The 26,234-nt window shown below is 64.7% G+C and carries 21 protein-coding genes; 6 read left to right on the forward strand and 15 right to left on the reverse strand.

What is annotated here, in order from left to right; genetic code table 11:
• Window positions 1-21: 21 nt before the first annotated feature.
• Window positions 22-873 carry a helix-turn-helix transcriptional regulator gene (locus tag ABDW49_RS26610; RefSeq protein ID WP_343616740.1) on the reverse strand — a complete coding sequence of 284 codons (852 nt, stop codon included), beginning with the start codon at window positions 871-873 and terminating at the stop codon, window positions 22-24.
• Between the two features lie 268 nt (window positions 874-1,141).
• On the opposite strand from ABDW49_RS26610, the gene ABDW49_RS26615 reads away from it, so the two are divergent.
• Complete coding sequence (locus tag ABDW49_RS26615; RefSeq protein WP_343616742.1) at window positions 1,142-2,587, forward strand: TonB family protein; 1,446 nt, start codon at window positions 1,142-1,144, stop codon at window positions 2,585-2,587.
• A gap of 23 nt (window positions 2,588-2,610) precedes the next feature.
• Here ABDW49_RS26615 and rarD read toward each other — a convergent pair whose 3' ends face one another.
• Both rarD and ABDW49_RS26625 read right to left on the reverse strand, forming a co-directional pair.
• Window positions 2,611-3,519 carry an EamA family transporter RarD gene (rarD, locus tag ABDW49_RS26620; protein ID WP_343616743.1) on the reverse strand — a complete coding sequence of 303 codons (909 nt, stop codon included), beginning with the start codon at window positions 3,517-3,519 and terminating at the stop codon, window positions 2,611-2,613.
• A gap of 89 nt (window positions 3,520-3,608) precedes the next feature.
• Window positions 3,609-5,612, reverse strand: a complete 2,004-nt coding sequence (locus ABDW49_RS26625; RefSeq protein WP_343616744.1) for a beta-L-arabinofuranosidase domain-containing protein — start codon at window positions 5,610-5,612, stop codon at window positions 3,609-3,611.
• Between the two features lie 179 nt (window positions 5,613-5,791).
• Here ABDW49_RS26625 and ABDW49_RS26630 point away from each other — a divergent pair, with 179 nt between their 5' ends.
• Window positions 5,792-6,100 carry an alkylphosphonate utilization protein gene (locus ABDW49_RS26630; protein ID WP_343616746.1) on the forward strand — a complete coding sequence of 103 codons (309 nt, stop codon included), beginning with the start codon at window positions 5,792-5,794 and terminating at the stop codon, window positions 6,098-6,100.
• 157 nt (window positions 6,101-6,257) lie between these two features.
• Here ABDW49_RS26630 and ABDW49_RS26635 read toward each other — a convergent pair whose 3' ends face one another.
• From ABDW49_RS26635 to ABDW49_RS26645, 3 genes are all read right to left on the reverse strand, one after another.
• Window positions 6,258-6,455, reverse strand: a complete 198-nt coding sequence (locus ABDW49_RS26635) for a hypothetical protein (RefSeq protein WP_343616748.1) — start codon at window positions 6,453-6,455, stop codon at window positions 6,258-6,260.
• Between the two features lie 163 nt (window positions 6,456-6,618).
• Window positions 6,619-7,545: a bifunctional helix-turn-helix transcriptional regulator/GNAT family N-acetyltransferase gene (locus ABDW49_RS26640; RefSeq protein WP_343616750.1), complete on the reverse strand. Its 927-nt coding sequence runs from the start codon at window positions 7,543-7,545 to the stop codon at window positions 6,619-6,621.
• 198 nt (window positions 7,546-7,743) lie between these two features.
• Window positions 7,744-8,316, reverse strand: a complete 573-nt coding sequence (locus ABDW49_RS26645) for a TetR/AcrR family transcriptional regulator (RefSeq protein ID WP_343616752.1) — start codon at window positions 8,314-8,316, stop codon at window positions 7,744-7,746.
• Between the two features lie 190 nt (window positions 8,317-8,506).
• Between ABDW49_RS26645 and ABDW49_RS26650 the strand changes: the two genes are divergently transcribed.
• The 3 genes from ABDW49_RS26650 (at window position 8,507) to ABDW49_RS26660 (ending at window position 10,717) form a co-directional block, all read left to right on the forward strand.
• A complete protein-coding gene (locus tag ABDW49_RS26650) occupies window positions 8,507-9,277 on the forward strand; it encodes an isocitrate lyase/phosphoenolpyruvate mutase family protein (protein ID WP_343616754.1) in 771 nt (256 codons plus the stop codon).
• A 12-nt stretch (window positions 9,278-9,289) separates the two neighbouring features.
• Entirely contained in the window at window positions 9,290-9,664 is a 375-nt protein-coding gene (locus tag ABDW49_RS26655) for a hypothetical protein (protein WP_343616755.1), read from the forward strand.
• Window positions 9,665-9,847: 183 nt separating this feature from the next.
• Entirely contained in the window at window positions 9,848-10,717 is an 870-nt protein-coding gene (locus ABDW49_RS26660) for an SDR family oxidoreductase (RefSeq protein ID WP_343616757.1), read from the forward strand.
• Between the two features lie 72 nt (window positions 10,718-10,789).
• On the opposite strand, the gene ABDW49_RS26665 is transcribed toward ABDW49_RS26660, so the two are convergent.
• From ABDW49_RS26665 to ABDW49_RS26685, 5 genes are all read right to left on the reverse strand, one after another.
• Window positions 10,790-12,172 carry a sulfatase-like hydrolase/transferase gene (locus ABDW49_RS26665; protein ID WP_343616758.1) on the reverse strand — a complete coding sequence of 461 codons (1,383 nt, stop codon included), beginning with the start codon at window positions 12,170-12,172 and terminating at the stop codon, window positions 10,790-10,792.
• A 4-nt stretch (window positions 12,173-12,176) separates the two neighbouring features.
• Window positions 12,177-13,913, reverse strand: coding sequence for an arylsulfatase (locus ABDW49_RS26670; protein ID WP_343616760.1), 1,737 nt, complete (start codon window positions 13,911-13,913; stop codon window positions 12,177-12,179).
• 69 nt (window positions 13,914-13,982) lie between these two features.
• The gene (locus ABDW49_RS26675; protein ID WP_343616762.1) at window positions 13,983-16,262 is read right to left on the reverse strand and encodes a TonB-dependent receptor; all 2,280 of its coding nucleotides are present in this window, start codon (window positions 16,260-16,262) and stop codon (window positions 13,983-13,985) included.
• A gap of 175 nt (window positions 16,263-16,437) precedes the next feature.
• Window positions 16,438-17,493: a LacI family DNA-binding transcriptional regulator gene (locus tag ABDW49_RS26680; protein ID WP_343616764.1), complete on the reverse strand. Its 1,056-nt coding sequence runs from the start codon at window positions 17,491-17,493 to the stop codon at window positions 16,438-16,440.
• A gap of 38 nt (window positions 17,494-17,531) precedes the next feature.
• A complete protein-coding gene (locus tag ABDW49_RS26685) occupies window positions 17,532-18,542 on the reverse strand; it encodes a LacI family DNA-binding transcriptional regulator (RefSeq protein WP_343616765.1) in 1,011 nt (336 codons plus the stop codon).
• Window positions 18,543-18,690: 148 nt separating this feature from the next.
• Between ABDW49_RS26685 and ABDW49_RS26690 the strand changes: the two genes are divergently transcribed.
• Complete coding sequence (locus tag ABDW49_RS26690; protein WP_343616767.1) at window positions 18,691-20,121, forward strand: MFS transporter; 1,431 nt, start codon at window positions 18,691-18,693, stop codon at window positions 20,119-20,121.
• A 39-nt stretch (window positions 20,122-20,160) separates the two neighbouring features.
• Here the strand turns inward: ABDW49_RS26690 and ABDW49_RS26695 are convergent, their stop codons facing one another.
• The 4 genes from ABDW49_RS26695 to ABDW49_RS26710 all read right to left on the reverse strand — a co-directional run bounded on the left by ABDW49_RS26695 (window position 20,161) and on the right by ABDW49_RS26710 (window position 26,225).
• A complete protein-coding gene (locus ABDW49_RS26695) occupies window positions 20,161-21,744 on the reverse strand; it encodes a sulfatase-like hydrolase/transferase (RefSeq protein WP_343616768.1) in 1,584 nt (527 codons plus the stop codon).
• A 176-nt stretch (window positions 21,745-21,920) separates the two neighbouring features.
• Window positions 21,921-23,378, reverse strand: a complete 1,458-nt coding sequence (locus ABDW49_RS26700; protein ID WP_343616770.1) for a sulfatase-like hydrolase/transferase — start codon at window positions 23,376-23,378, stop codon at window positions 21,921-21,923.
• Between the two features lie 4 nt (window positions 23,379-23,382).
• On the reverse strand, window positions 23,383-24,834 hold the full coding sequence (locus tag ABDW49_RS26705) for a sulfatase-like hydrolase/transferase (protein ID WP_343616772.1): 1,452 nt from the start codon (window positions 24,832-24,834) through the stop codon (window positions 23,383-23,385).
• An 11-nt stretch (window positions 24,835-24,845) separates the two neighbouring features.
• Window positions 24,846-26,225, reverse strand: a complete 1,380-nt coding sequence (locus tag ABDW49_RS26710; RefSeq protein ID WP_343616774.1) for a sulfatase — start codon at window positions 26,223-26,225, stop codon at window positions 24,846-24,848.
• Between the last annotated feature and the right edge of the window lie 9 nt (window positions 26,226-26,234).

The following is a 26,234-nucleotide window of genomic DNA, read 5'->3' on the forward strand; positions in this document are numbered from 1 at the left end:
TATCGTTCGATCTCGCCAAAATCAGGCGGGCATGTCGGTGCGTGGCAGGTACTTCTCGCTGCGCGCCAGATAGCGGCTTGGCGAGGCGCCAAGGATCTTGCGGAACATGGCGATAAAGGCGCTGGGACTTTCGTACCCCAGATCGAAGGCGATATGCTGCACGCTGACCCCGCGCGCGAGCCGCTCCAGCGCCTGCATGATCTGGAACTGCTGGCGCCAGCGGATGAAGGACATGCCGGTCTCGCCCAGCACAAGGCGGGACAGGCTGCGCTCGCTCATGCCGATGCGCTGTGCCCAGGTGCCGAGCCCGGCGCGATCCGCCGGATCGGCGGCCCAGGCATCGGCGACCTTGCGCAGGCGCATATCCCCCGGCATCGGCAGGTGCAGCCGTTCCACCGGCGCTGCGGCCAGTTCGTTGAGCATGGTCTGGATCAGCGGCGCGGGCGGCCCGGCCTCATCATAGAGCGGCGGCAGATGGGACACCGCCCGGATCAGCTCGCGCAGCAGCGGCGAGATCGCCAGCGTGCAGCATTGCTGAGGCAGGGCGCCGATCAGCGAGGCATCCATGAAGACCAGATAGATCTCGACATCGCCCACACAATGCATGTCGTGGACCTTCCCCGGCGGGATCCACAAGGCGTTTTGCGAAGGCACCAGCCACAGGCCGCTGGCCACCTCGCAGGTGATCAGCCCCTTGACCGAGAGCAGCAACTGGCCGCGACGATGGGCATGGGGCTCTTTTTCCCAGCCATGGGTGATCACCATGGCGGAGAGCGGACGCTCCAGATTGTAATCCTCGAAGGCGGTTTCCGGGTCGATGGCTTGTGGAATGCCGATGTCCGGCTCGGCGTGGGCGTTCATGGTCTCTGGCATGGCGTCTGGTCGATCCGGATCGGGCGGCGGCCCTTCTTGGCCGGGATGGCCCATGGTAGAGCCGTCGCGCAATGGTCGCCAAGGCAAAAGTGCCGCCCCCGGCACCGGCTGCGCAGCATTGCAGGCAAGGCGCACGCGATGTCGGTCGCTGGCAGGAGGGCCTTCCCTAGCGTCCCCTCTAAGCGTTTCTACCCGCCCCGGCAGGGTAAAAAACATATATAAACCCGATAGAACAGGCCGCTCCACACCTCATCATCCCAGAGGACGAATGCTGACTGCCGATCGTCAATCCCGTTCGCCAGAAAGGGTGTTTTCGCCACGGTTCGCAGCCCTTCTCGTGGCGCTGCTGCCGCTTCAGCCAGACACCGCAGCCGCGCAAGCGCCGCCGCCCGCCATGGCCGCGACCGCGCCTCGCCTCGATCCCGGCTGCCACCTCACCAAACGGACCGAGATGCCGATGGATCTGGTGCAGAACCATTATGTGGTGACCGCCCTGCTCAACGGAAGGCCGGCCACAATGATGGTCGATACCGGTGCCATGGGCTCGGGGCTGCTGTTCAGCGCGATCGAGTCACTGGGGCTGGCGCATGACGTGGACAGGTCGATCGTCGTCAGCGGTGTCGGCGGCCAAACCGAAGTTCAGCATCCCGCTCTTGTCCATTCCCTCAAACTCGGCGGTGTGACTTTTTCCGATGTCCCGACCCCCGGACTGAAGATGCTGGCCATGGATGCCAGCGCCGGCCCCGTTGGCCTCATCGGGGCGGACATGCTGTCGCACTATGACGTGGAGTTCGATTTCCCCAAGGGTGTCATGGCGCTCTGGTCCGCGGATGGCTGCACGCGCCTGGTTCCGCCCTGGCAAGGCCGGATGGCGTCGTTTCACGCCAATCGCATTCGCGGCAATGCCTTCGTGATCCCGGTTGCGCTCAATGGCCATGTGGTCCGCGCGCTGCTCGACACCGGCTCCGATGCCACACAGGTATCACGCGAAGCGGCGCTGGCCTCCGGCGTGACGCAAGAGGCGCTCGAAGCGGATAAGGCAGGCACCCGCTATGGCGTGAGCGGCAAGGCCATGAAAAGCCATCTTCACCACTTCGACACCGTGCGGATCGGGCCGGAGACCTTCCGTGGCGGCGGCATGATCGTCACCGACGGCTTGCAATCGGAGGATATCGACATGCTGCTCGGCAGCGATTTCATGCGGCGGCGCAGGATCTGGGTGTCCTACACGACGGGTGAGGTGTTCATTCAACCGCCTCCCCCGGCAAACCCGCCTGCGGCTATGGCGCTTCCCGGCACCACGCCGCACATCGCCAGCGAGCCGGTTGTGCCAACCGCGCCGGGTAACGCCATGATCGCGGCAACGCCCGCGCCGCCAAACCAGCGCGCCATGCCGATTACCACCCCGGCCAGCCGGAGCGGGCCAGAGAACTATCCTGCGGCCGCCTTGCGCATGGGCGAGCAAGGCGTGGTCGGCTATGAACTGACCATCGATCCCACCGGCCATGCGACAGCCTGCAACGTCACGCAGTCCAGTGGATCGACATCGCTGGATACCGCGACATGCGCGCGCATGATGCGCGGGTCCTTCCGCCCCGCGACGGATGCGACGGGCAAGCCAACCTCGGGTGTCCACACCGGCTCAATCCGTTGGACAATTCCCCAGACCAGCCAGATGGCTGTGGGCCCCTCGACAGTCACACCCGCACCATGACGCACCAGCCATGCCCGGCCCGCTCACGCCCGCCGCTGAGCCCGGAATTTTTGCCAGGCGCCGACAAGGAACACCAACACGCCGGCCCAGATGAAGAGGAAGGAAAAAGCGCGCAGCGGTGACATCGCCTCGCCGGTCTCCACCCCGACCATAAACTGCAGCGTGGGCGCAATAAATTGCAGAAAGCCGATGGCGGTCAGCGGCATCCGCCGCGCCGCAAAGGCAAACAGGGCCAGCGGGATGACGGTCGAGGGCCCACCCAGAGCCAGCACCAGCGACACCATCGGCGCCGTTCCGAACACGCCATGACCGGCGTGATGCAGCCAGAAGGCATAGATGGCGGCCGGGATCACCAGGATCGCGCATTCGACCAGCAGCCCCGTCTGCGCCTCCACCACGGCGGATTTGCGCACGATGCCATAGCCGCAAAAGCTGAAAGCCAACCCCAGCGACACCCATGGAAATTCGCCAAGCGCCCAGCCCTGCAAGGCCACGCCAACGGCGGCCAGTGCGATGGCGATGCGCCCCGGTCGGTCGATCCTTTCCTTGAACAGCACCGCCCCTGCCGCCATGTTCAGCAAGGGATTGAGATAATAGCCAAGGCTGGCGGAAATCGTCCGGCCCGAGCAGACCGCCCAGACATAGATCGACCAATTGACCGCGATCAGCGCCGCAGACAGCAACAGCGCCGCCAGCGTATGGCGCGGCAGACGGCGCAAATGACCGCCCTGCCCCGCCACAAGCACCAGAACAATGGCCCAGGGCAAGGCCCAGATGACCCGCCATGCCACGATCTCCATCGCGCTGGCCCCCAGCCTGTCCGCCCAGATGAACAGGATCGGCAACAGCCCCCAGAAGGTGAAGCAGGCAATGCTCGCGATCAGCGGCGAACGGTCGGAGGGAACGGCGGGGGCAACAAGGCTGTCGGTCATGCCGCAAAGCGTAGAGCGCCGCGCCGCGCTTCGCCATCGATTATTGTCCGCGATGGCCCATGATCTTTCGCTCGCCTCAGTCCGGCACTTCAGCTTGGCCCGGTCCGTGGAAAGGCCGTGATGCGCAGCTTGGGCGCGGCATAGGGCAGCAAAATCAGCGTGGTGGTTGCCGGATCAAGCTGCGGAACCTCTGGCGGCGGGGCAGCGTCAGCGCCCTGTTGCGGCCAGTTCACCACACGCTGGCCGCGCGTCACCAAGGCGACAGGCGGGTTGCTGCGGGAAAATGGCGTCGGCCCGATCGGACGGTCGACCAGTTCGAAGCAGGCATCGGGGGCGAGCGCATACCGCCATTCGCTCTTGGGCTGGATTTCCCAATCGGCGGTCAGCCCATGATCGCGCAGCTTGTGCCATTGCTCGTCAATCGGCAGGGCAAAGACCAGCGGTCCAAGCTCGACGAAGCTGCCATCCGGCGTGGCAACACGGCGCGGTTTGGCCGCGAAATGGATCGTGATCCGGTCTCCAGCGTGCCAATCGCGATCGATCGTCACAAACCCCTGGTGAGCTTGCGCTCCCGCCATCTGTTGGCCGTTGATGCTGATGCTCGCGCCATCGGACCAGCCGGGCATGCGCAATTTCAGCGGAAAGCGTATCGGGCGATCCGGCGTCATCTCGATCGTCACGCTGTCGCGAAACGGGTACTCGGTGGTTTCGCGCAGATGCAGTGAAGCCCCCGCCACCGTGGTTTTCAACTCGCAGGGGCCATAGAGCGTGGCGGCGAGGCCACCCTCAGCCGTCGCCATCCACAGGCTGGCGACCAGCTTGGGCCAGCCCTGATGGAAATTGGCGGTGCAGCAGCCGAAATTCGGCTCCAGACCGAAGATGTTAGCTTCGGGTCCATTGGTGGTCCAGGGGCCCTCGGCATGGGTGCAGCGGATCTGGTTGGGCTGCTGATCGTATTGGTGAGCCCACATGTCGTCGGTGAAGGTCGCCTGCAAGGCGTTGTAGGCGATGCGCTCGATCCGGTCGCCAAGCGCGGCATCGCCGGTCACGGCCAGCGCGATTTCCAGCGAATACATCGCCTCGACAATCGCGCAGAGTTCGACGCCCTGGCTGGGGCTGCGACCGGCGAGATGCTCGTCCGCCGCTGGCATCGCGATGGGCAGGCCATGATACTGATCGAGCACCGCCAGTTGGCGATGGATCGCCTGCCGGTCGCTCTCCTTGCCCGACAGGATCGCCCAGACCGGTGAGGCCTTGAGCGCCTGCGCATTGTTGACGCCGTGGACCGAGAGCGCCGGTTCCTTCAACCCGTTGGGCGCCTCGCCGGGCTTGTCGGGCTGGTCCAGGCCGATCTGCGCCTTGGTCACCTTGCCGCGATAGGGATAGTCTCCGGCAAACAGCGCCTGCCAGTCAAAGCCCTGATCCTTGAGCAGGTGGGCCAGGTCCAGCAGCGCGGCATCGCCGGTGCGGTTGTAAAGCCAGAGGACCGAAGCCACCTCATCCTGCCAGCGGAACCGGCCCCAGTCGCGCAACGGCCGCTTCGGCATCTCGGCGAGCTGATGATGGAAATATCGGGTCATGACCGGGATCACGCGCGGGTCCCCGGTCAGTTCATGATATTGGGTGAGCACCTTGAGCATCACCATGCGCGGCCACCAATCATCGTTGGAGCGCGGCCCGAACATGCCGCCGGGCGCCGCATTGTCGAGCGTCCAGTCGATGAATTTCTGCGCCTTGGCCTTGAGCGCCGCGTCATCGAGCATCCATGCCAGCGGCAGCAGGCCATCGAGGAAATAGGGACCCCGCTCCCAGCTTTCTCCGGAACCGCCCAGCCAGCCGCTGTCCGGCCCGAGATCCGGCCATATCTCGTCGATGCGTCCGCCCATGCCGGTCGCCTGAATCTCCAACTGGCGCCGGAGCCATCCGGCGGGACGGATCGTGCCGGCCGGAAGCGGATAAAAGGGTTGCCGCGCAAGCGGGGCGCGATTGGCGGGTGGAGCTGCTGTGGCCGGGGCGGCCTGCGCAGCCGGTATGCGCAGGCCGGAACTGATGGCAGCGGCTCCCGCCAGAAACACACGGCGCTTGACGTCCATCGTCGCCCTCTCGTTTTATGCGCCGCATCACGGCCTATGGTCGCCAGCCTTACTCATATTTATATGATAATCAAGCAGGGCGGGCAGAGGACGAAGCCGAGAGCACGCCTTCCAGAATTCGGTCGACAGCGCCACCGATAGAAGCGAGGAGCGGTGAGACCACAGCAGGATATGGGCTCATGACAGATACCGACGATGACTATGTGTATGATGAGGACAGCGGTGAATGGATGCCCGCCGCCGAACTGGCAGAGCGCCGCCATGCCGCATCCCGGCCCGAGGTGCGCGACGCTGTCGGCAATCTGCTGGCGGATGGCGATCAGGTGACGCTCATCAAGGATCTGGATGTGAAGGGCGCTGGGCAAACGCTCAAGCGCGGCACGCTGATCAAGTCCATCCGCCTGACAGGCGACGCGCAGGAGATCGACTGCAAGTTCGACGGGATCAAGGGCCTGGTGCTGAGGGCGGAATTTGTCCGCAAGCGCTGAGGAAGGCGCTGGCCGTTACGGGGCCAGACGAACCGCCGGTGCGATGGCGCAAAGCACAATCCGCACCGGAGGTTTCAAAACATGGACGGGAGGGCAAGGAAGCCGCGTTTCGATGATATTGCCTCAAAAACGCGAACGTCCTGATTGTTTCAAACGCCTATTGCCCCTGTTCTTTCATCTCGAGATAGGCCGCGTCGCGCTCTTCCGGGGTTAGTCCCAGCAGATATTGCTTTGCGGCTTTATAGGTCAGGAACGGCTTGCCGTCCGCCATGATCGGGGTGGTGCGACCGTTGTAGATACGGCGAAGCAGCCGCCTTTGCGGCCTGCTCAGGGATGGGGAAACGTCATCTATCATCCCCAATTTTGATCCCGATCCCTTGCACAATCAAGCCCCATGCGGCGCTTTGTCGACGAAATCGGCATGCCCCCACACCCCCGGCATGTCTGCCGAAGCGGACCAGACCCGCGCGGACGCCATCAACCAAAGCGCGTTGTGGATCGCGCGCGGAGGGTTGACCTCACAAGTCCAGAGCCCAGGTCTCACTGCCGATGTCCTGACCGAAGAAACGCTCCTGCCTGACATCCATGCGGGAGAAGCCGGCTCGATCATAAAGCCTGCGCGCCGAAACAAGCTGGCTGTCCGTCCACAATTCGAGCCGTTCGTAACCCAGCGCGCGCGCGCGCTTCACACAGCTGTCGACCAGCAGCTTGCCAACGCCCACGCCGCGCATCTCGGGCTCGACATAAAGCAGACGCAGCTTGCCCACACCGGGCTGGTCGCCGCGCACCAGGAAGATGGAGCCGGCAAGCCTGCCGCCGTCACACTCCGCGATCCAGGCGTCATCGCGCGCCGGGTCGAAATGCTGATGGAACTCGGCGAGAATGGCTGCGATGAGGGCCTCGTAATCGCTGTCATAGCCGTATTCACGGGCATAGAGGATCGCCTGCCGGGCAATGACCATGCCCAGATCGCCCGGCCTCAAACCCCGCAGCGACGGGGAGGGCGGGGACGCGGCCTCGAAAATACCCACGATATCGGACGCTGCCGCCAGCAGCCGGTTCCGGCGCGGCTCCGGCAAAGACTCCAGAAGGCCGCCAACCACCTCGCAGGTCGCGGCTTCAAGGGCCTGATAGGTGGCCCGGCCCTCCTCGGTCAGCGCCAGCAGGCGGTGTCGGCCATGGGCGGGATCGTCCCGACTGGCCAGCAGGCCGGCGTCGGTAAATCGCTTGAGCGTGCGACTGAGCTGAGCCCGATCGAGGTGCAGCACGCGCCCGATCTCGGCCGCGGTCGGATCGGTGCGTTGCGCGAGCTCATACAGGACCCGCGCCTCGCTCAGGGTGAATGGGCTCTTGTCGAGCTTGGGCTGCAGCAGGCCCAGCTTCAGCGTATAGGTGCGGTTGAAGGCCCGCAGTGCGGCAATGTCCTGTTCGCGTTGCGTTATCATCTCGGGCATCCATTGTTGACTCAATCAACATACGCAATGTTGATTGAGTCAACAACAGGAAAATTCCGAACTCTCGCGCATAGTCATGCGCAAGGCCGATCAAGGGCCCTATCTTCCGTTCATCTGACTCGGAAGCGGGCAGCGTCCTGCCGGGAACACGGGCCGTCCGGCGCTTCCGGTTCCCGAAAGGACAGCCCCTCAGTCGAGCAGGCCGGTCGCGCGATAGACCTCGACCGCAGCGTCAAACGCCTTGACGTCGCCGCCCAGCCCGCGCGCCACAAGCTGCGCGCCCTCCATGGCGGAGTAGATCGCCATGGCGCGCGCATCCAGCGCTTCGGCCGACAGGCGGCGGTGCTTCTTGGCCAGCACGACGCGCAGGAAGTTCCTGTGCGCCTGCCCGAACTCCTGCAGACGCTTGCGGGCGGGTTCGGGGAGAGCGCTGATCTCGGCGGACATCATGCCGCCCAGGCACATGCGGTTGCCGCCATCGAAGGCGCCGCGGAACAGGGCGACATAGCCCGCGATCGCCTCCTCGAACGACTGTTCGGCAAGCGGGGCCATCCGCGCGCTGAAATCGTCGGAAAAGCGGCAGACCAGTGCCTCGGCCAGATCGCCCTTGGTGGGGAAATGGTGGTGGACGCTCGCGCTCTTGATGCCGACGGCAGTGGCCAGATCGCGAAAGCTCAGGGCGTTGTAGCCATCGCTCTGCACCGTCAGACGGGCAGCGGACATGATGGCTTCGCGCGTGTCGATTTTGGGTGCGGTGCTCATGGGCGCGTTGGTATCACCGATCTACTGATAGATCAATATACATTCATCAGCCTGTTTTCGGGGAGTGATCGGGGCGTATGGAAATTTTCAACCTATCAGTAGATAGTCGTTGACAGACTCGCAGAGCAGCCATACATCACCATCAACCTATCGGTCGATAGGCAAGGATAACCCACCACGGAGACCCCGGATGCCCCAGAGCGAGCAAGCCACACGTTTCGCCCAACTCCACCAGCCCGGCCATCCGGTCAGCCTCTACAATGTATGGGATGCCGGCAGTGCCCGCGCGCTTGCCGGGGCGGGGGCTCAGGCCATCGCGACCAGCAGTTGGGCGGTTGCGGCGGCGCAAGGCTATCGCGACGGGGAAGATTTACCGATCGACCGCCTGCTGGACGTCGCGGGGCGCATCGCCGCTTCGGTCGATCTTCCGGTCTCTGTCGATTTCGAGGGCGGTTATGCCGAAGGCGAGGATGAGCTTGCCCGCAACGTCACCCGCCTGCTGGCGCTGGGCGCCATCGGCATCAATTTCGAGGATCGGGTGGTGCAGGGCCAGGGCCTCTACAGCGTCGATCAGCAGGCGCGCCGCATCGGCGCCTTGCGCCGCGCGGCCGAAAAGCATGGTACGCTGCTTTTCATCAATGCCCGCACCGACCTGTTCCTTGGCCAGACGGGCGACCCAGCCCTGTCGATCGATGCCGCGCTGGAGCGGGCACGCGCTTATGCCAATGCGGGCGCTTCGGGCTTTTTCGTGCCCGGCCTGATCGACGAGGTGCTGATCGCGCGGATCTGCGCAGGCTCTCCCCTGCCCGTCAATGTGATGATGATGGCGGGCGCGCGCTCCCCCGACCGTCTGGCGGAACTGGGCGTCGCGCGCATCAGCTATGGCGCCACGCCCTACATCGAGGCGATGAAGGCGCTGGAGCAGCAGGCCATCGCCACCACAGCCTCCTTCCTGCGGTAAAGGACCAACCCCATGGCCTATCTCGACCTTGCTGTTCATGAGACCAGCGGCTTTACCCATCCCTCGACCCTGCCCGCCCCTGCGCCATGCCTGCTCAGCGAGATCGAGCGCAAGGCGGTGCTGCTGGCGCGGATCGATCCGATCTCCAGCGTGGCCGACAGCAGCTTTCGCCGGACATTGCGCGACCTGCTGCTCGGCTCCGAGCGGATCAATCCGCTGGCCGATCCACGTCTGGAAGCGCTGCGCTGCTTTGCCGTGGCGGTGGCGCATCGCAGGGACGAGATGGCCGACAGGGAAGAAGCGCGGCTGATCGCCCTGAACTTCACCCCCGGCCAGATCAGCGATGCCCGCGCGCTGGCCCTCTCCTGCCGCCCCGCCCTGTCCTGACCCCGACAGACGCAGGCCCGAGAAAGGAGGCAACAATCCCACCCCTGCCCAACCGATTGCCCCCAAACCCCACAGGCTGATCCGGCCTGCCCCTCCCCTCCACATTGTGCTGCCCCCCGTTTCCCCGCGCTTTTGCGGCAGGGAGGGGCTGCGCCATCTCCATCCCGCCCGAAAGGAATGATCATGTCGAAAACCATCCTCGTCACCGGAACCTCGAACGGCTTCGGCGCCGATATCGTCACCACGCTGGCCGCCGCCGGCCACCGCGTTTTCGCCACCATGCGCGAGATGAACGGACGCCACCGCGCCGCCGCCGAAGCCTTGCGCGCCAAGGGCATCCATACGCTGGAGCTGGACGTCACCGACAATGCCAGCGTCGATGCGGCCTTTGCCGAACTGCTTGAGGAGACCGGAGGCACGCTCGACGTGCTGGTCAACAACGCCGGGCTGGCGGCGGGGGGCATCTCCGAGACCTTCACCCCCGAACAGTTGCGCGACATGTTCGAGGTCAATGTCTTTGGCGTCCAGCGTGTGCTGCGCGCCGCGCTGCCCGCGATGCATGCGCAAAAGTCGGGTCTGGTGATCAACATCGGCTCGATTGTCGGGCGGGTCACGATTCCCTTCTTCGGCCTTTATGGTGCCACCAAACATGCCGTCGAGGCGCTGACCGACACCTATCGCTATGAGCTGTCGCAACTGGGGATCGATGTCGTGCTGATCCAGCCGGGGCCCTATCCCACCGCGCTCTACACCTCGATCCAGCAGCCTTCCGATGGGGCTCGCGCGGCGGCCTATGGCGATGTCGCGCCCCTGGCCGAGCGGGTCGGAGCCATCGTGCAGGATGTGTTCGCCAGCGCGGATGCCCCCGATCCGCATGATATCGCCGCCGAGATCGTCTCGCTGATCGACACGCCCGCCGGGCAGCGCCCGGCCCGCGTGGTCAAGGGTCTGGGCTTTGGCGCCGATGGGGCGAATGCCGCCATCGCGCCCTTTCAGGATCAGCTAATCAGCGGTCTGGGCTTCGAGGCGTTGAAGCACCTCAAGACCAGCTAAGTCGAGGGTACTCATGCAGGCGGGCTTTCCGGTCAACGGAGAGCCCGCCATGTCATGGCGCCGTGAAGACTGTCAGGATTGCATCTTCACCATCGGCTGGAAGGTGGCCTTCGCGCGATCAAAACGCTCGCGCATGTCTTTGAGAACATCGGGATGCAGGGCGGCAAGGTTGTAACTCTCGCCGATATCGTTCTGGACATCGTACAGCTCATCATAACCGAAGAGCGGATAGGGGGCGAGGCGGATGTATTTCCACTTTTGCGTGCGGATGCCGACCACCTCAGGCCCCTGAAACAACACAACTTCGCGATCCAGCGCCGTACCGTTCCGCAAGGTGGCGGTGATGTCGATCCCGTCCAGCGTCACCCCAGCGGGAGGCGCCACCCCGGCCAGCTTGCAGAAGGTCGGCAGCAGGTCGATGCCCGAACAGAGCGCATCATAATGCGCGCCCGCGTGAATCCAGCCCGGACGCCAGGCGATCATCGGCACGCGATAGCCGCCATCATAGGCCGCGCCGCCCTTGCGGTCGCGCAGCGGCCCGACAGAGCCCCAGTACCACGGCCCATTGTCCGAGGTGAAGAGCACCAGCGTGTCCTGCTCCAGCCCCAGCCGCCGCACCGTGTCGAGCAGCTTGCCGACGATGGAATCGATCTCCTCGACCGTATCGCCATAGGGCCCGACCTTGCTGCGGCCCTTGAAGTCCTTCGAGGGGATTTCCGGCAGATGCGGCGTGGTCAGCGCCAGTTCCAGATAGAAGGGGCGATCCTTGTTGGCCTCGATAAAGCCCGCCGCCTGATCGTAGAGTTTTTCCTCCAGCGAGGAGGTGTAATTGGCCACATCGTCCACGCCCGGCTTGACCTTGAACGCGCCGGGATAGGCGAAATCGACCGGCTCCTGCTTCACCTCGGCCACACCGGCCTTGGCATCGAAGATGGCCAGCGGCACCATATCGTGGCTGTAGGGGATGCCGTAAAAGCGGTCGAAACCGTAATTCGTCGGCGGCCAATAGTCGCCGGTGTGGCCCAGATGCCATTTGCCGAACAGCGCCGAGGCATAGCCCGCCGGCTTGAGCGCCTGCGCGATGGTGACTTCCGAACGCGGAAGCCCCCGCTTTTCGGCAGCCTGGATTACCGCGCGGGCGAGACCGGTGCGGACCGGATAACGGCCTGTCAGCAGCCCGGCGCGCGAAGGGGTGCACAGATTGGCGGGCGCGTAATAGCTGCTCAGCACCGCGCCCTCGCGCGCCATGCGGTCCAGATTGGGCGTGCGGACCCGCGTGTTGCCGAAAGGGCCGGTATCGCCATAGCCCAGATCGTCGCAGAGGATGACGATGAAATTAGGCTTTTTCCCCGCCCGCGCGATGGCCGCCAGCCCCCCGGTCGAGGCCATCAGGGCCAGCCCTGCCGCGCCGCCCAGCAGGCTCCGCCGCGAGAGTGAAGTCGCGTTGGTCGCCATATTATCAATCCCCCTGAATGCTGACCGGCGCGCGGTCGAACAGGTCGCGTGGGCCGCAGGTGAAGGCGACCGGCTGAGGCAGCGGCTTGCCGACATGGCGCTGCCATTCGCTGTCCCACAGGGCCTTCAGCCGCTCGACCTGCGCCGGATAGCGGGTGGCCAGATCGGTGTTCTCCGAGAAATCCTGCTCCAGATTGAACAATTGCCAGCGGTCCTGCGCATAGGGTTTGCCGCAGTCATGCATGGCAATCGCGCGCCATGGGCCATCGGTGATCGCCCGGTTGCCGCGCAGCTCGAAATATTGCGTCTGGCGCCCCGCTGCCCGCGCATTGCGCAGCACCGGCAGGAAAGAGCGCCCCGCCACCGGGATCTGCGCCACACCATCGACGCTGGCGTCGAAGCTGGTCCCTGCCGCCTCAAGCAGGGTGGGGGCAATATCGACCACATCGACGAACTGGCGGCGGATCGCCCCCGCATCGGGCACATGCGCCGCCGGCCAATGCACGATCATCGGCGTGCGCGTGCCGCCCGAATAGGGCCACAGCTTGTAACGCCGCAGCGGCGTGGTGCCCGCATAGGCCCATGGGCGCGGATATTCGGCCTGGGTCTTGCCCGTGCCGATCTCGTCGATGCGGGCGCGCTGTTGCGCCGGGGTCAGCGTGTTGGGCTTGTAGAGGCCGTCGAACTCGCCCTTCTGCCCGGCCTCGGAGGCGGCTCCATTGTCGGTCAGCAGCACGATCAGCGTGTTGTCCATCTGCCCGCTCTGGCGCAGCGCGTCGAGCACGCGGCCGATCTGGCGGTCGCAATGTTCGATAAAACCGGCGTAAACCGCCATATAGCGCGCGAAGACGGCCTTCTCGTCCTCGCTCAGGCTGGACCAGGCGCGGTCACGCTCGGCGCGGGGGGGCAGCAGCGTGTTCTGGGGGATGATGCCCATCCTTTTCATCCGGGCGAAGCGTTCCTCGCGGATGGCGTCCCAGCCCTTGGCGTAGATCGCATCATAGGGTTTGGAAAAGTCGCGCGGCACCTGCAGCGGGGCATGCGCCGTGCCGAAAGCAAGGTTCATGTAGAAGGGCCGATCCTTGCCCTTGTGATGCTCGATCAGATCGATGGCATGGTCGGCCAGATCGACCGAGAGGTGGTAACCCTCGGCAAAGTCGCGCTTCACATAGTCATTGCCCTGCACGATCTCCGGCCGGTACTGGTCGGTCCAGCCGCGCGGGAAGCCATAGAAGCTGTCGAAACCGCGCTGCAGCGGCCAATGGTCGCGCGGCGTGCCCTGCCCCAGTTCGGCCATGGGGATCAGATGCCATTTGCCCACCGCCCATGTGGCATAGCCGTGGCGTTTCAGCGCCTGCGCCATGGTCTGCGCATTGGCGGGCATGCGGAAAAGCTGCGCCGCCATCGGGTCCTTGCCCATCACACCGGTCAGATCAGGCACGTCGGGCATGTTGACCGTGTGACTGTTACGCCCCGTCAGCAGCGCCGCGCGGGTCGAGGCACAGACCGCCTTGGTGTCGAAATGGGCAAAGCGCAGGCCGCCTCTGGCGAGGCTGTCGATGGCGGGCGTGCGGATTTCCGCGCCGAAACAGCCGATGTCGGAATAGCCCATGTCATCGAGCACGATGGTGATGATGTTGGGCCGCTGCGCCGGAGCGGCGCCCAGACGGGCAGCGACCGGGCAGGCCAGCGCCGTGGCCGCCAAAAGCGATCGGGTGAAGTGGCGGCGGGACAGATTCATCGCGGCATATCCATGAAAAAAAGCCGGAAGGGGCGAGAGGGGATGCCCCTTCCGGCAGGGTAGAACGGGTCAGAAGCGCACACCCGCCTCGACGCCCACCGTGCGGAAAGCGTCGGTGGTCAGCAGTTGCGTGTAACCGGCACCACTCGCATTGGTGTCGAGGAAGCCGGTGCTGATGCTGGTGGCGAAATGCTGGTTGGTGATGTTCTTGGCCCACATGGTCAGGCGATAACGCTTGTCCTTGGTTTCCAGCCCCAGCGATCCGTTGAGCAACCCATAGGCGCCCTGCACCGTGTTGCGATCCGAATAGCTGAAGAACACCGAGGAGCGATAGGTGTAGCTCAGGCTGGCCTTGGCGCGCAGGTTCGCGCCCAGATCATGCCCGTAATCGCCCGAAAGGGTGAAGGCCCATCTCGGCGCATTGGCCAGCGGCGAGCCGCTGACGTCCTGCTGCGCATTGTTGCAGCCCAGCGCCACGGTCTGGCCGGGATAGCAGGCGATCACAAAGCCCTGCACCTTGGTGTCGGTATAGGCAACATTGGCCGAGAGGTTGAGCCCGGTGGCCGGATGCAGGATCGCCTCGACCTCCGCGCCATTGGTGGTCAGCTTGCCCGCATTGGCCAGGGTGAAGGTGCTCAGGATCGCATTGAAGGTCTGCGCCTGGAAGTTGGTGAAGGTCTCGTGGAAGCCGGTGATGTTCAGCGTCAGCTTGCGGTCGAACATCTGGGTGCGCAGGCCCAGTTCCAGATTGCGCGCGATCTCGGGCTTGAGGATCGCCTGCCCGGAATTCACCACCGAGGCCGAGAGGTTGTTGAGCAGATTGACCGCCGGGCCCTTATAGCCGCGCGTATAGGTCAGATAGGCCATCACATCGGGCGAGATCTTGTATTCGGCCCCCGCCTTGTAGCTGAAATCGGTGTTGGCGACATGCAGCTTGGGCGTGGTGTAGGCGCCGCCCGTGTTGGGCGCAGCGCCGCTGGCCCCGGTCATGACGGTGCGCGCGAAATTGGCATCGGCACTTTCGGTGGTCAGGCGGAAGCCGCCGATCAGCGAGAAGGCAGGCGTGGCATGGAAGGTCAATTGGCCAAAGGCGGCGCCATTGTTGTTCTTGATGTCACGATCGACCTGACTGCCCAGAAAAGCGCCGGGCGCCAACACCTGATTGCCGGTGCCCGCCGTCTGCGTGGTGGTGGCCAGATCCTGCCAGAAATAGAACAGGCCCAGCACATATTCCAGCCGCTGACGCGCCGGTGAGGTCAGGCGCAGTTCCTGGGTGAACTGCTTCTGGTGCTGGCGGGCATTGTTGATGTTGTAGACGTTCACCTGCACGCCATCGGTGTCGTTGTTGTCGTAATCGTCGAACGCGCGCCAGGCGGTGATCGAGGTCAGCGTCTGACCGAAGATCTTCGTGTTGCCCTCCAGCGAGACGCCGCCCGCGCTCTGGTTGCCGAAGGCCGCGCCATCCTGATTGACGAAGCGGTTGACCGGGCCCAGCGGCAGGCCTGCCGTCAACTGCGCGCGGGTCTGGCCGGTGTAATAGGTGGTGGTGGGCAGGATCGAGCGGATCGTCGAGACGCAGCAGCGGCGGTCGTTCTTGGAATAGTCGCCGATCAGATAGAAGGACGTGTCACCGTCCAGATCCCACAGCAGCTTGCCGCGCAGGCCCCAGCTGTTGATGTTGTTGAGGTTCTGCCCGTTGTAGAGATTGGTGATGACGCCATCCGCCGTGGTGCGAAAGCCCGACAGGCGCGCGGCCAGATGATCCTTGGCCAGCACCGTCGAGACCGAGGCCTTGACCCGAAAATCATTGTAGGAGCCATAGCCGATCGAGGCGTCGAGCGCATTCCTGCTCAGGCTGGGCTTTTCGGTGACGAGGTTGATCGCGCCCGCGCTGGCATTCTTGCCGAACAGCGTGCCCTGCGGCCCGCGCAGCACTTCCACACGCTGGATGTCGCTGAAATCGAAGAAGGACGCCGCCGAGCGCCCGATCACCACACCATCGATCACCGTCGAAACCGAAGGCTCCACACCGTCGGAAAAGTTGAGCGTGCCGATGCCGCGCACCGAAACGCCCTGCCCGCGCGTGTTGGCGCTGTTGGTGAAGTTCACCGAGGGGGCGATCTGAGCGAGTTGCTCGATGCCCGCGACACGGTTGTTGGCCAGCGCTGCGGAGGACAGCACCGAGACCGAGACCGGCACATCCTGCAGATTCTGTTCGCGCTTCTGCGCGGTAACGATGATGTCGCCATTGGCATTGTCGGCAGCTTGCGCCTGCACTTGCCCCGCCGTGCCGGCCAGTATCGCGCCAAGAGACGCACACAGCCACAGATGCCCCTGAAATTTCCGCATAATCCCCCTCCTGTTCCCGGCTTTTCGCCTGGGCCCTTGTTGTCGCCAGCACGCATCAACGGATGCGTTCCGAGTCGAGACAACCTTGTCTCAAATACGCGAGACCGTCAAGGAAGCAGCAAAATTTCAAGTATGGCGCTATTTTAGAACGATTTGATGCCGCTGCAGGGAGACATCAGGCCGGAATATCCGCCACCGATTGCCGCTCCTTGAGTTCGAAATCGATCTCGATCACCCGGCCGATCTCGCTCACGGGCTTGCCGAAACCTGCGATCAGCGCATCGGCTGCCATGCGCGCCATACTGATCGTCGGCTGATGGACGGTGGTGATGCGCGGCCATGTCGTCTGCGAAATCAGCAGGCCGCCAAAGCCGACGATCGACAGGTCCCGAGGCACCGCCACCCCCAATTCCATCGCCGCCGCCAGCACGCCTGCGGCCATTTCGTCATTGGCGGCAAAGATCGCCGTGGGGCGCGGATCGCGCGTCAACAGGTCGCGCGCCCGCGCCAGACCGGTCGCCAGGGTAAAATCGCCGGGCACGACATCGACCTGTGTCGCCGGGATCTGTGCCGCCGCATCGAGCAACCCGGCCCCGCGCGGCGTATGCGCCTGATGCGCCGGAGGGCCGGAGATATAACCGATATGGCGATGACCATGGCCCAGCAGCAGATCCCCGATCCGGCGCCCGGCGCTGTAATTGTCGATCACCATGCAGATGCCGCGCCCAAGCTGGGTGCCCGGATTCATCCGCGCGAAATTGACCCCTGCCGCCTCCAGCGCATCGAGCATCCACGGCAGATCGCACAGCGGCGGCATCAGCACCAATCCGTCGAAGCTGACATCGTCCATGCAGTTCGACAGCCAGGCCAGCCCCGCCTCGGGATTGGACGAGTCGATGTTCTCGACCACCAGATGATAGCTCTTGGCCTGGCAAGCCTGCATCATGCCGGTCATCACGTCGGTGGTGTAACTGGCCAGGCGGTTGCTTTCATCGAGCTGCTGGATCGACTGCCCATAGGTCACCAGCAGGCCCAGCACGAAGCTCTTGCCCCCGCGCAGCAATTGCGCGGCCCGGTTCGGCTTGAAGTTGAGCGCCTCCATCGAGGCCTCGACCTTGCGCCGGTACTCTTCGCCCACCTTGGGGTGGTTGTTGAGCACGCGCGACACGGTTTTGAACGAGACTCCGGCGTGCTGGGCAATGTCGATGATGGTCGGGCGAATCGGAGCCATTGTTTCCATCCAGTGGGGTTGTTTGTATGATGGCCCATCTAGAACCGATATGGCTCCAGACAAAGCTGCCGGTCGCCGCTGGTCGAACCGCGAATGCGCAATTCATAACCAAAGGGCGCGGCGGGCACATGCCCGTGAACAGCCGCATCGACCGCCGCCTGAGCAATCTCGTTCACCGGCTGATAGACGGTGGTCAGCGGCGGAAAGACCATGCGCGCCACAGGGGAATCGTCAAAGCCCGCCACCGCCAGATCCTCGGGCACGCGATAGCCCAGCCGCTGCGCCTGGGCCAGCACGCCTGCCGCCATCTCGTCGCCAGCCGCAAAGATCGCCGTGGGCCGGTCGGGCAGCGCCAGCATCGCCGTTACGCCATGAACGCCCGAGGCAAAGGAAAAATCCCCGCGCTGCATCAGATCGGGATCGAACGGCAAGCCCGCCTCCTCCAGTGCCCGGCGGTAACCGCTCACCCGCGCTTCGGAGGCGCGCACCGGCATCGGCGGTCCGATCATGCCGATCCGCCGATGCCCCTGCGCGATCAGATGGCGCATCAGTTTGATGGTGATCGGTTCCTCATCGACATGGATCGGCAGGCCATGGCCCTCGATCACCGTGGCGATGCGCACCAGCGGAATGGCTTCCGCCGCGAAATGCGCCGCCAGGGCGGGATCGTTGCTGAAGGGCGGGGTGACGATCACCGCATCGGGGCGGGCGGAAAAATGGATCTTGCCAGTCGCCGAGGCTTGAACGGCATCGTAATCCACCGCCTCGGTCATCAGATGATAGCCCGCCTGGCGGCAGGCGGCGGCCAGCGCGATCATCATCCGCGCGATATAGCTGATCCCCGCGCGCGGCACGACCAGCCCGATGATGAAGCTGCGCTGCCCCGCCAATTGCCGCGCGGCAAGGCTCGGCGTGTAACCCAGATCGCGGATTGCCGCCTCGACCCGCTGGCGCAGCGCCGCCCCGACCGATTTTTCGCCATTGACCACGCGCGAAACGGTCTTGAACGACACGCCCGCCGCCTTGGCCACATCCTTGATCGTCGCCACCTGCATCCCATCCATCAGCGTCAGGCCGGACCATTGCCTGCTCTGGCGCGCAAGGCAAGTTTGCTCATGGCAAAGGGGCGGCATAACGTCTATGGTCCCGGCAGGAATCCGGCACAGACCGGCCACACACGGGGAGGGCAAGGCAACCATGCAGACAGGCATCTCCGAGCGTGCGCGGATGCTGATCCTGCTGACCATCGTGCTGACCATGTTCATGGAGATGCTCAACGCATCGCTGATGAATGTCGCCATCCCCAGCATCAAGGCCGATTTCCATGCCGACGCCCTGTCGGCGCGCTGGCTGATTTCGGGCTATGCCTTCGGTTTCGGCATGAGTCTGCTGCTGGCAGGCAATCTGGCCGACATCTGGGGGCACCGGCTGATCTATCTGACCGGCATGGCGATCTTCACCGCCTGTTCGGGCTGGAGCATGCTGGCACCGGGCATCGGATCGCTGATCGCGGCGCGCATCGGGCAAGGCATCGGCAATGCGATGGTGGCGCCCCAGATGCTGGCCTTCATGCAGATCCTGTTCTCTCCGGTCGAGCGGGTGCGCAAGCTGCCCTATCTGGGTGTCTCGGCGGCGATGGGCACGATGCTGGGGCCGGTGCTGGGCGGCGGGCTGATCTCACCGGATGCGGGCGGGATGGGCTGGCGCGCCGTCTTTGCCATGGACATGGCGGGCGGGCTGGCGGCGCTGCTGTGCGGCATGCTCTTCCTGCCCAGAGGCACCGCGCGCGGCGGACGCCCGACAGGGGTCATGGGCACCTTGCTGCTGTCGGGAGCCATCGCCTGCCTGATGATGGCCTTCATGTGCTGGGGGCGTGAGAGCCGCTTCCATTATCCGGCCGGTTTTATGGTGCTGGCCGTGCTGCTGGGGCTGGCCTGCCGCCAGTGGCTGGCGGCGGACACGCGGCGCGAGGCGATCTTTTCGCCCGAGCTGACCAGCTACACCAACCTGCTGACCGGCACGCTGATGACCGTGGGGCTGGCCGCCAGCCATGGCAGCTTTCTGGTCATCTTCAACTTCGCCATGCAGCATGGGCGGGGCCATTCGGCCTTTCATGCCGGGCTGATGTATCTGCCCTTCGGCTGCGGCGCGCTGACCGGGCTGATGCTGCTGGGACGGCGTTTTCTGGTGCAGTACGGGCGGCGGGTGCTGGCGCTTGGCGCGCTGCTGATCGCTTTTGGCGCCTCCTGCGTGATGGCGGTGCTGGGCAGCAGCGACATGCCGCTGCTCTGGGCGATCCCCGGCTGCGTGGTGGCGGGGATCGGCTGCGGCATGTCCTCGGGCTGTCTGGGGCCTGTGGCGGTGGCCTGGGTCCATGTCCAACACGCGGGCATGGCCGCCGCGCTGCTGCGGCTGGGGCAGCAGATGGGGATGGTGCTGGGCAGCGTGCTGATCGTGCAGCCCTATTTCGCCGACAGCGGCTCCTGGGGCTATCCCAAGGAGCTGCTGGCGATCCTCAGCCTGCAGGCCGTGCTGGTGATGGTGGCGCTGCTGGCGCTGCGGCTCAACGCGCCGCTGTTTCCCGTCATCCGCCCGGCTCCGACGGTGGAAGGAGCCATCGTCGCCTGAGCGAAGCCGGGGCAGGTTTCTCCGCCCCGGCGTTGATGGCTATTGGTCCAGCAACACCCGGCTGCGCGCATCGGCATCGGGGAAGGTCGAATTGCGCACGAAAGGCGGCATATCGCGGGCATCGCGATACTCTTCGGGCACGCCGCTGGTGTCGATGTACCAGTTCATCAGCCGCTGCTGCATCTCGCCGCGCACTGCCTCATGCTTGCGCTCGGCGATCAGGTTGCGCGTTTCCATGGGGTCGGCCTGACGGTCGTAGAGTTCGCTCTGCCCGCCGGGCCGCGCGATATAGGTCCAGCGCTGGGTCTTGACCGAGGCGCTGCGGCTGATCGTCTCGGGCCGGTCGTTCTGCAAATTGGTCTTGGGGGCATAGAGCCCGCCCAGCTTGGGCTCGAAGGCCTGCGGCTCATAGATGTTGTAGCCGCCCTCGCTGAAGGCCGCGCGGTTGGGATCGCCCGGCCCCCCGTGGATCTGCGGCAGCAGGCTGCGCGCGAAATTGGTATGCGTGGCGCGCGTGCCGCCCAGTTCCAGGAAGGTCGCCATGATGTCGTAAAGCTCAACCATGTCGCGCGCATCGCCGCCCGCCTTGCCGCCGGGCACGCGGGCGATCAGCGGCACATGGGTGAGGCAGCTTTCCAGACCCGATGGCCATTTCTCGATCAGGCCATAGTCGCCCGCGTAATCGCCATGGTCGCTGCTGACCACCAGAGCGGTGTCGCGGTCACGCCCGGTGCGCTCCATGGCCTCCATCAGCTCGCCCAGCACCCAGTCGGTGTAGCTGACCTGGCCGTAATAGGTGGCGCGCACCTTGCGCAATTCCGCATCGCTGACCTGCGTGAGGCCATAGGTCTCGCGGATCGCCTGATGGAACAGCGGCTTGCCCGGCAGGCCGGGCGGCACCAGCGCGGGCAGGTCGGCAGGATTGTACAGCGTGTCGAAGCCCTGGGGCGCGGCATAGGGCGGATGCGGCTGGAGCAGCGGCAGGAAGATGCAGAAAGGCTTGTCCGCCTCGCGCCGTTCCAGCACGCGGATCGCGTCCTGCACCATGCGATAGTCGCCGGTGTTGCGCCGGTCTCCGCCGCCGGGGAAGAGCATGGTGGTCGGCCCGGTGGAGGGTTTGCCGCGCAAGGCGGAAAAGCCTCCGCCACCCGCGATATCCTTCCATTCGGTGACGCTGTCGGCAAAACTGTCGGGGGTGAGGACATCGTTCTTGCCGAAGAAGAACACATCATAGCCCGCTTTCTTGAGGGTGCGGAACATGTTGGGTTCGTTCTGGCGCAGCAGGTAATAGAGGCTGCGATGGCCGCGCACGCTGGTGGGCCAGCCGGTCAGCATCGAGCAGCGCGACTGGGCGCAGACCGGGTTCTGCACATGGCAGTTGCGAAAGATCGTGCCCTGCCGCGCCAGCAGATCGAGGTTGGGCGTTTTTGTCACCGGATTGCCGTAGCAGGCCAGCGCATCGGCGCGGCATTCATCGGTGAAGTAGAGGATCATGTTCATCGGGCGACCATCGGCGCGGCGCGGTGGCGCCCCCATCGGCGTGCCATCGAAACCGCGTGCCGATCCGGCCAGCGACAGGCCGGCCAGCGCCCCTGCCCCGGCGATAAAATCCCTGCGCAGCATGTGTCGTCCTTCCATCCTCTCCGGGCACGGCGGTACCCGCCTCACGCCATAAGGGCAGAGATCATGATTGAGACAGCGTTGTCAAGCCTTGCTGTTGTTCGGGATATTCCCGAGGATATAGCCTCGCCTCTTGTCCTATAAAACTATGCGATACGAATTAGACAACGCTGTCCTCATCAATAGACCCATTCCGTCTCACGCCCGCCGATCATCACCTTGCGGGTGAAATGGAGCTTCCACAAAGGCTGGGGCAAGCTTTTGGCAAAGGCCTCGATATCGGCATCCAGCTTCGCCCTGGCGGCAGGATTGGCGGAGGAGAGATCGGTCTTCTCCCAGGGGTCTTTCGCCAGATCGTAGAGATGCGTCTGATGCCAGTCGTCCGAACGCCACAGCTTCATGTCGCCCTGACGCGCGGCAAAGACCGGCGCCTGCCCCCACACCAGCAGGCGCGGCGTGGCGGGCGGATGACGCGCCTCATCGAGCAGATTGCGGCCCTCCAACTCCCCCGGCATCGCCATGCGCGGCGCGGCGGCGCGCAAAATGGTGGGCGCAATATCCAGCGAGGACACCGGCGTATCCACCACCCCCATGGGCTTGAGATGGCCGGGATAGGACAGCAGGAACGGCACCCTCACCCCGCCTTCCAGATAGGTGAACTTGCCCGCGCCCCAGGGATGCGCCTGATTGCAGAAACCGAACTGCACCGGGCAGCCATTGTCGGCGAGAAACACCACCATGGTGTTGTCGCGCAGATGGTCGCGCTCCAGCGTGTCGAGGATCTGCCCCACCCCGGCGTCCATCGCCGCGATCATCGCCACATAGGTGCGGCGGATCGGATCCTTGATCTGCGGGAATTTATCGTACCAGACCTGCGGCACCTGCAAAGGCCAATGCGGCGCATTGTAGGCGACATAGGCGAAGAAGGGCTGCTTGCCCCTGGCCGAGCGGTCGATGAAATCCACCGCATGGTCGGTGATCTCATTGGTGAGATAGCGGTTGAAGTTGTTCACCACATGGCGGTCGGGCCCTTCGAGGATCGTGCCGTTTTTCATGCGATGATCGAAGGGCGGCTTCTTCGCATCCTGAGCGGTCGGCGTGGTGACCATGCCGGGGGTCTTGGGATCGACATAGATCGTCTCGCCCGCCAGAAAGCCGAAAAACTCGTCGAAGCCCCGGTTGGTGGGATAGAAACGGTCCTCCGACCCGACATGCCATTTGCCGATGGCGGCGGTGCGATAGCCCAGGGGTTTCAGGCGCTCGGCGATGGTCTTCTGGCTTTCGGGCAGGCCCGCGCCATCGTCGCCGCCATTGCCGTCGTCGTTGATGTTGTAGGTGTAGCCGAAACGCATCGGCATGCGCCCGCTCAGCAGCCCGGCGCGCGACACCGCGCAGACCGAGGCCGTGACATAGCCGCTGGAAAAGGCCACGCCGCTATGGGCAATGCGGTCGATGTTGGGCGTCTCGACATCGTGGCGGCCATAGGCCGAGACATCGGGCCAGCCCAGATCGTCGACCAGAATGACCACCACATTGGGGCGGGCCGATGGCGCGGGCACAGGCCCGCGCGCCGGGGCGGAGGATGCCGTAACCGCCAGCGCGGCACCGGCCAGCAGGGTTTTCACAAGTTTACGCATGGGTTTACTCATTGCCCTCGGGCGTGATCTTGCATCCGGCGACCACGGCGGGTCTGGCCGGGTCGAGCGAAGGTTCGCCCTTGCACCAGGGGAAGCGTTCGGGGTTCAGCGCCCCGTCATGCATGCCGTCGAGCACCTTTTGCAGCGCGGCCTTGCGGGCAGCGGCCTCGCCGGTGGGTTTGGCGATCTCGGTCTCGGTGCCCGCCGCCTGATCGATGGCCACGAACTTCCCGTCGCCATAGAGCTTGTATTTGGTATCAAACACATAGCGTGCAGGGTTGAACACCCAGACCGGCGCATAATGCTCAAAGATCCAGTCGCGGGCAGCGGGCTTTTGCCCCAGCACCACCGGCATCTGGTCGACGCCATCGATCCCCGCTGGCACCTTCGCCCCGCCGATATCGGCGATGGTGGGCATAAGGTCGGCAAAGTCGAACAGGCCGTCACGCGTGACATTGGCGGGCACCTTGCCCGGCGCCCAGACGATCATCGGCACATGGGTGCCGTTCACGGTGGGCGTGCCCTTGCCGCCCCGGATCTGATAGCCGTCGCGGGTGGAGGTGATGGCGCGGTTGGTGCCATTGTCACCGCTGAAGATCACCACCGTGTTCCTGTCCAGCCCCTCGGCCTTCAGGCGGGCCATAAGCTGGCCGACCAGACCGTCCATATAGGTGACCATGGCGGCAAAGCGGGCCTTGGGGCCTTGGGCGTTCATGCTGTCGGGCGTGGGCACGAAGGGGCTGTGGACCAGCACCATCGGGTAATAGAGGAAGAAGGGCTCGGCCTTGTGGCGGCTGATGAAATCGAGGGCATAGCGGCTGTCGAAATCGGGGCCGAAGCCTTCCTCGGTGATCCTGTTGTGGCCGTTGGTGGCGCGCGTCGGCCCCCAATAGCGCGATCCCTTGGCGTCGAGCGCCTTCAACTGCCAGAGATAGCTCTCATCGAAGCCCGCCGCCTCGGGCGTGATCCCCACGCGCCCGTCGAAGCCATTGCCCATCAACTGCCATTTGCCGACGATGCCCGTGGCATAGCCTGCCGATTTCATCACATTGCCGAAGGTCGTCTGGCCGGGCGCCAGATAGCCGAAGGCCTCGTAATTGCGGTGGTTTTCCATGCCCGTCATCAGCCGGGTGCGCGAGGGACTGCACAGCGGCATGGCATGGGCATTGGCAAAGCGGGTGCCCTCCCACGCCAGACGGTCGATGTTGGGCGTGTAATATTCGCCGCCATAGGTGTTGAAGCCCTCAACCCCAATGTCATCGGCCAGAATGAAGATGACATTGGGCCTGCCGCCGGTGCGCGCCGGTTGGACGGAAGCCGGGCCAGCCGGGCCGTGACTGTATTCCGGCGCGGGGGCTTGAGCCATCGCGCCAGTGTCCACCAGCCCGCAGGCCAGCGCCATGGCTGCTGCTGCCCATTTGATCCGCCCTGTCATCCGCTCTGCCATTGCCTGCATCCTCTTTTCGTTCAGTCCTGCCAGATGGCGGGCACATGGGCGCCGTCGCGCGCCTGCATCAGCCCGCTGGGCCGATCGCCTTTGAAGGGGGCGAAATCAGCCTCGGCCTGTTTCATCCGCGCCTGCATCGCCTTGACGATATCGGGGTGCAGCGAGGCCACGCTGTATTGCTCACGCGGGTCGCGCATATCGTAGAGCTGCGGATAGCCGCGCCCCTCCAGCGACATTTCGAACCGCATGTAGAAATCGGCGCGGACATATTTCCACTGCTGGGTGCGGATGCCGACCACATCCTCGTCCTGGAACAGCAGCAACTGCTCATGCGGGGTGGCGCCGCCGCGCGTCAGCACGCCGGAGATATCCTTGCCATCCACAGTGACGCCCGCAGGCTGGGGCAACCCCGCCAGCGCGCAGAGCGTGGGCATGATGTCGATGCCCATGGCGATGGCATCGCTGCGTCGGGCCGCCGGAATCGTGCCGGGCCAGCGGGCGATAAAGGGCACGCGGTACGCCCCGTCATAGGCGCCGCCACCCTTGCGCTGACGCAGACCGCCGGTCGAACCCTCGAACCACGGGCCATTGTCCGAGGTGAAGATCACCATCGTGTCGCGGTCGATCCCCAGCGCCGCCAGCCTGGCCATCAGGCGGCCGACGATGCTGTCGATCTCCATCACCGTATCGCCATAGGCGCCGCCGTTCTTCGAGCCCTCGGCAAAGCCCTTGGCCGGATAGTTGGGCAGATGCGGCGAACTCAGCGCCAGTTCGAGGAAGAACGGCCGCTTGGCGTTCTCGTCGATGAATTTTTCGGCGCGGGCGTAGAACTGCTGCTGCAGGCTGGGATAATCGACATCCCACTGGCCCTTCTTCTCGCCCTTCTGGAATTCGTAGATCGCCAGCGGCGAGATGTCGTGGCTGTAGGGGATGCCATAGAACAGGTCGAAGCCGTAATGGGTGGCGTCCCACGCGTCGCCCGTATGGCCCAGATGCCATTTGCCGATCAGGGCGCTGGCATAGGCGGGCTTCAGCGCATCGGCAATGGTCTTCTCGCTCTTGGGCAGGCCCTGCTTGTCATTGGCCAGCAGCACGCGCGACATGGTGGTGCGCACCGGATAGCGCCCGGTCAGCAGCCCCGCGCGCGAGGGCGTGCAGACATTGGCCGCAGCGTAATAATCGGTCAGCGTGATGCCTTCGCGGGCCATGCGATCCAGATGCGGCGTGGGAATATCGCGCCCGCCCATCGGGCCGATATCGCCATAGCCCATGTCGTCGCACAGGATGACGATGAAGTTGGGCTGGCGTTTCGGCGCCGCCGCATGCGTCACGCTGCTGGCCAGCCCCGCCGCCAGAGCCGCGCCCGCCACACCCAGAAATCCGCGCCGATTGTGTTGCATGCTGTCTTG

The organism is Novosphingobium sp. (assembly GCF_039595395.1).
Classification (GTDB): domain Bacteria; phylum Pseudomonadota; class Alphaproteobacteria; order Sphingomonadales; family Sphingomonadaceae; genus Novosphingobium.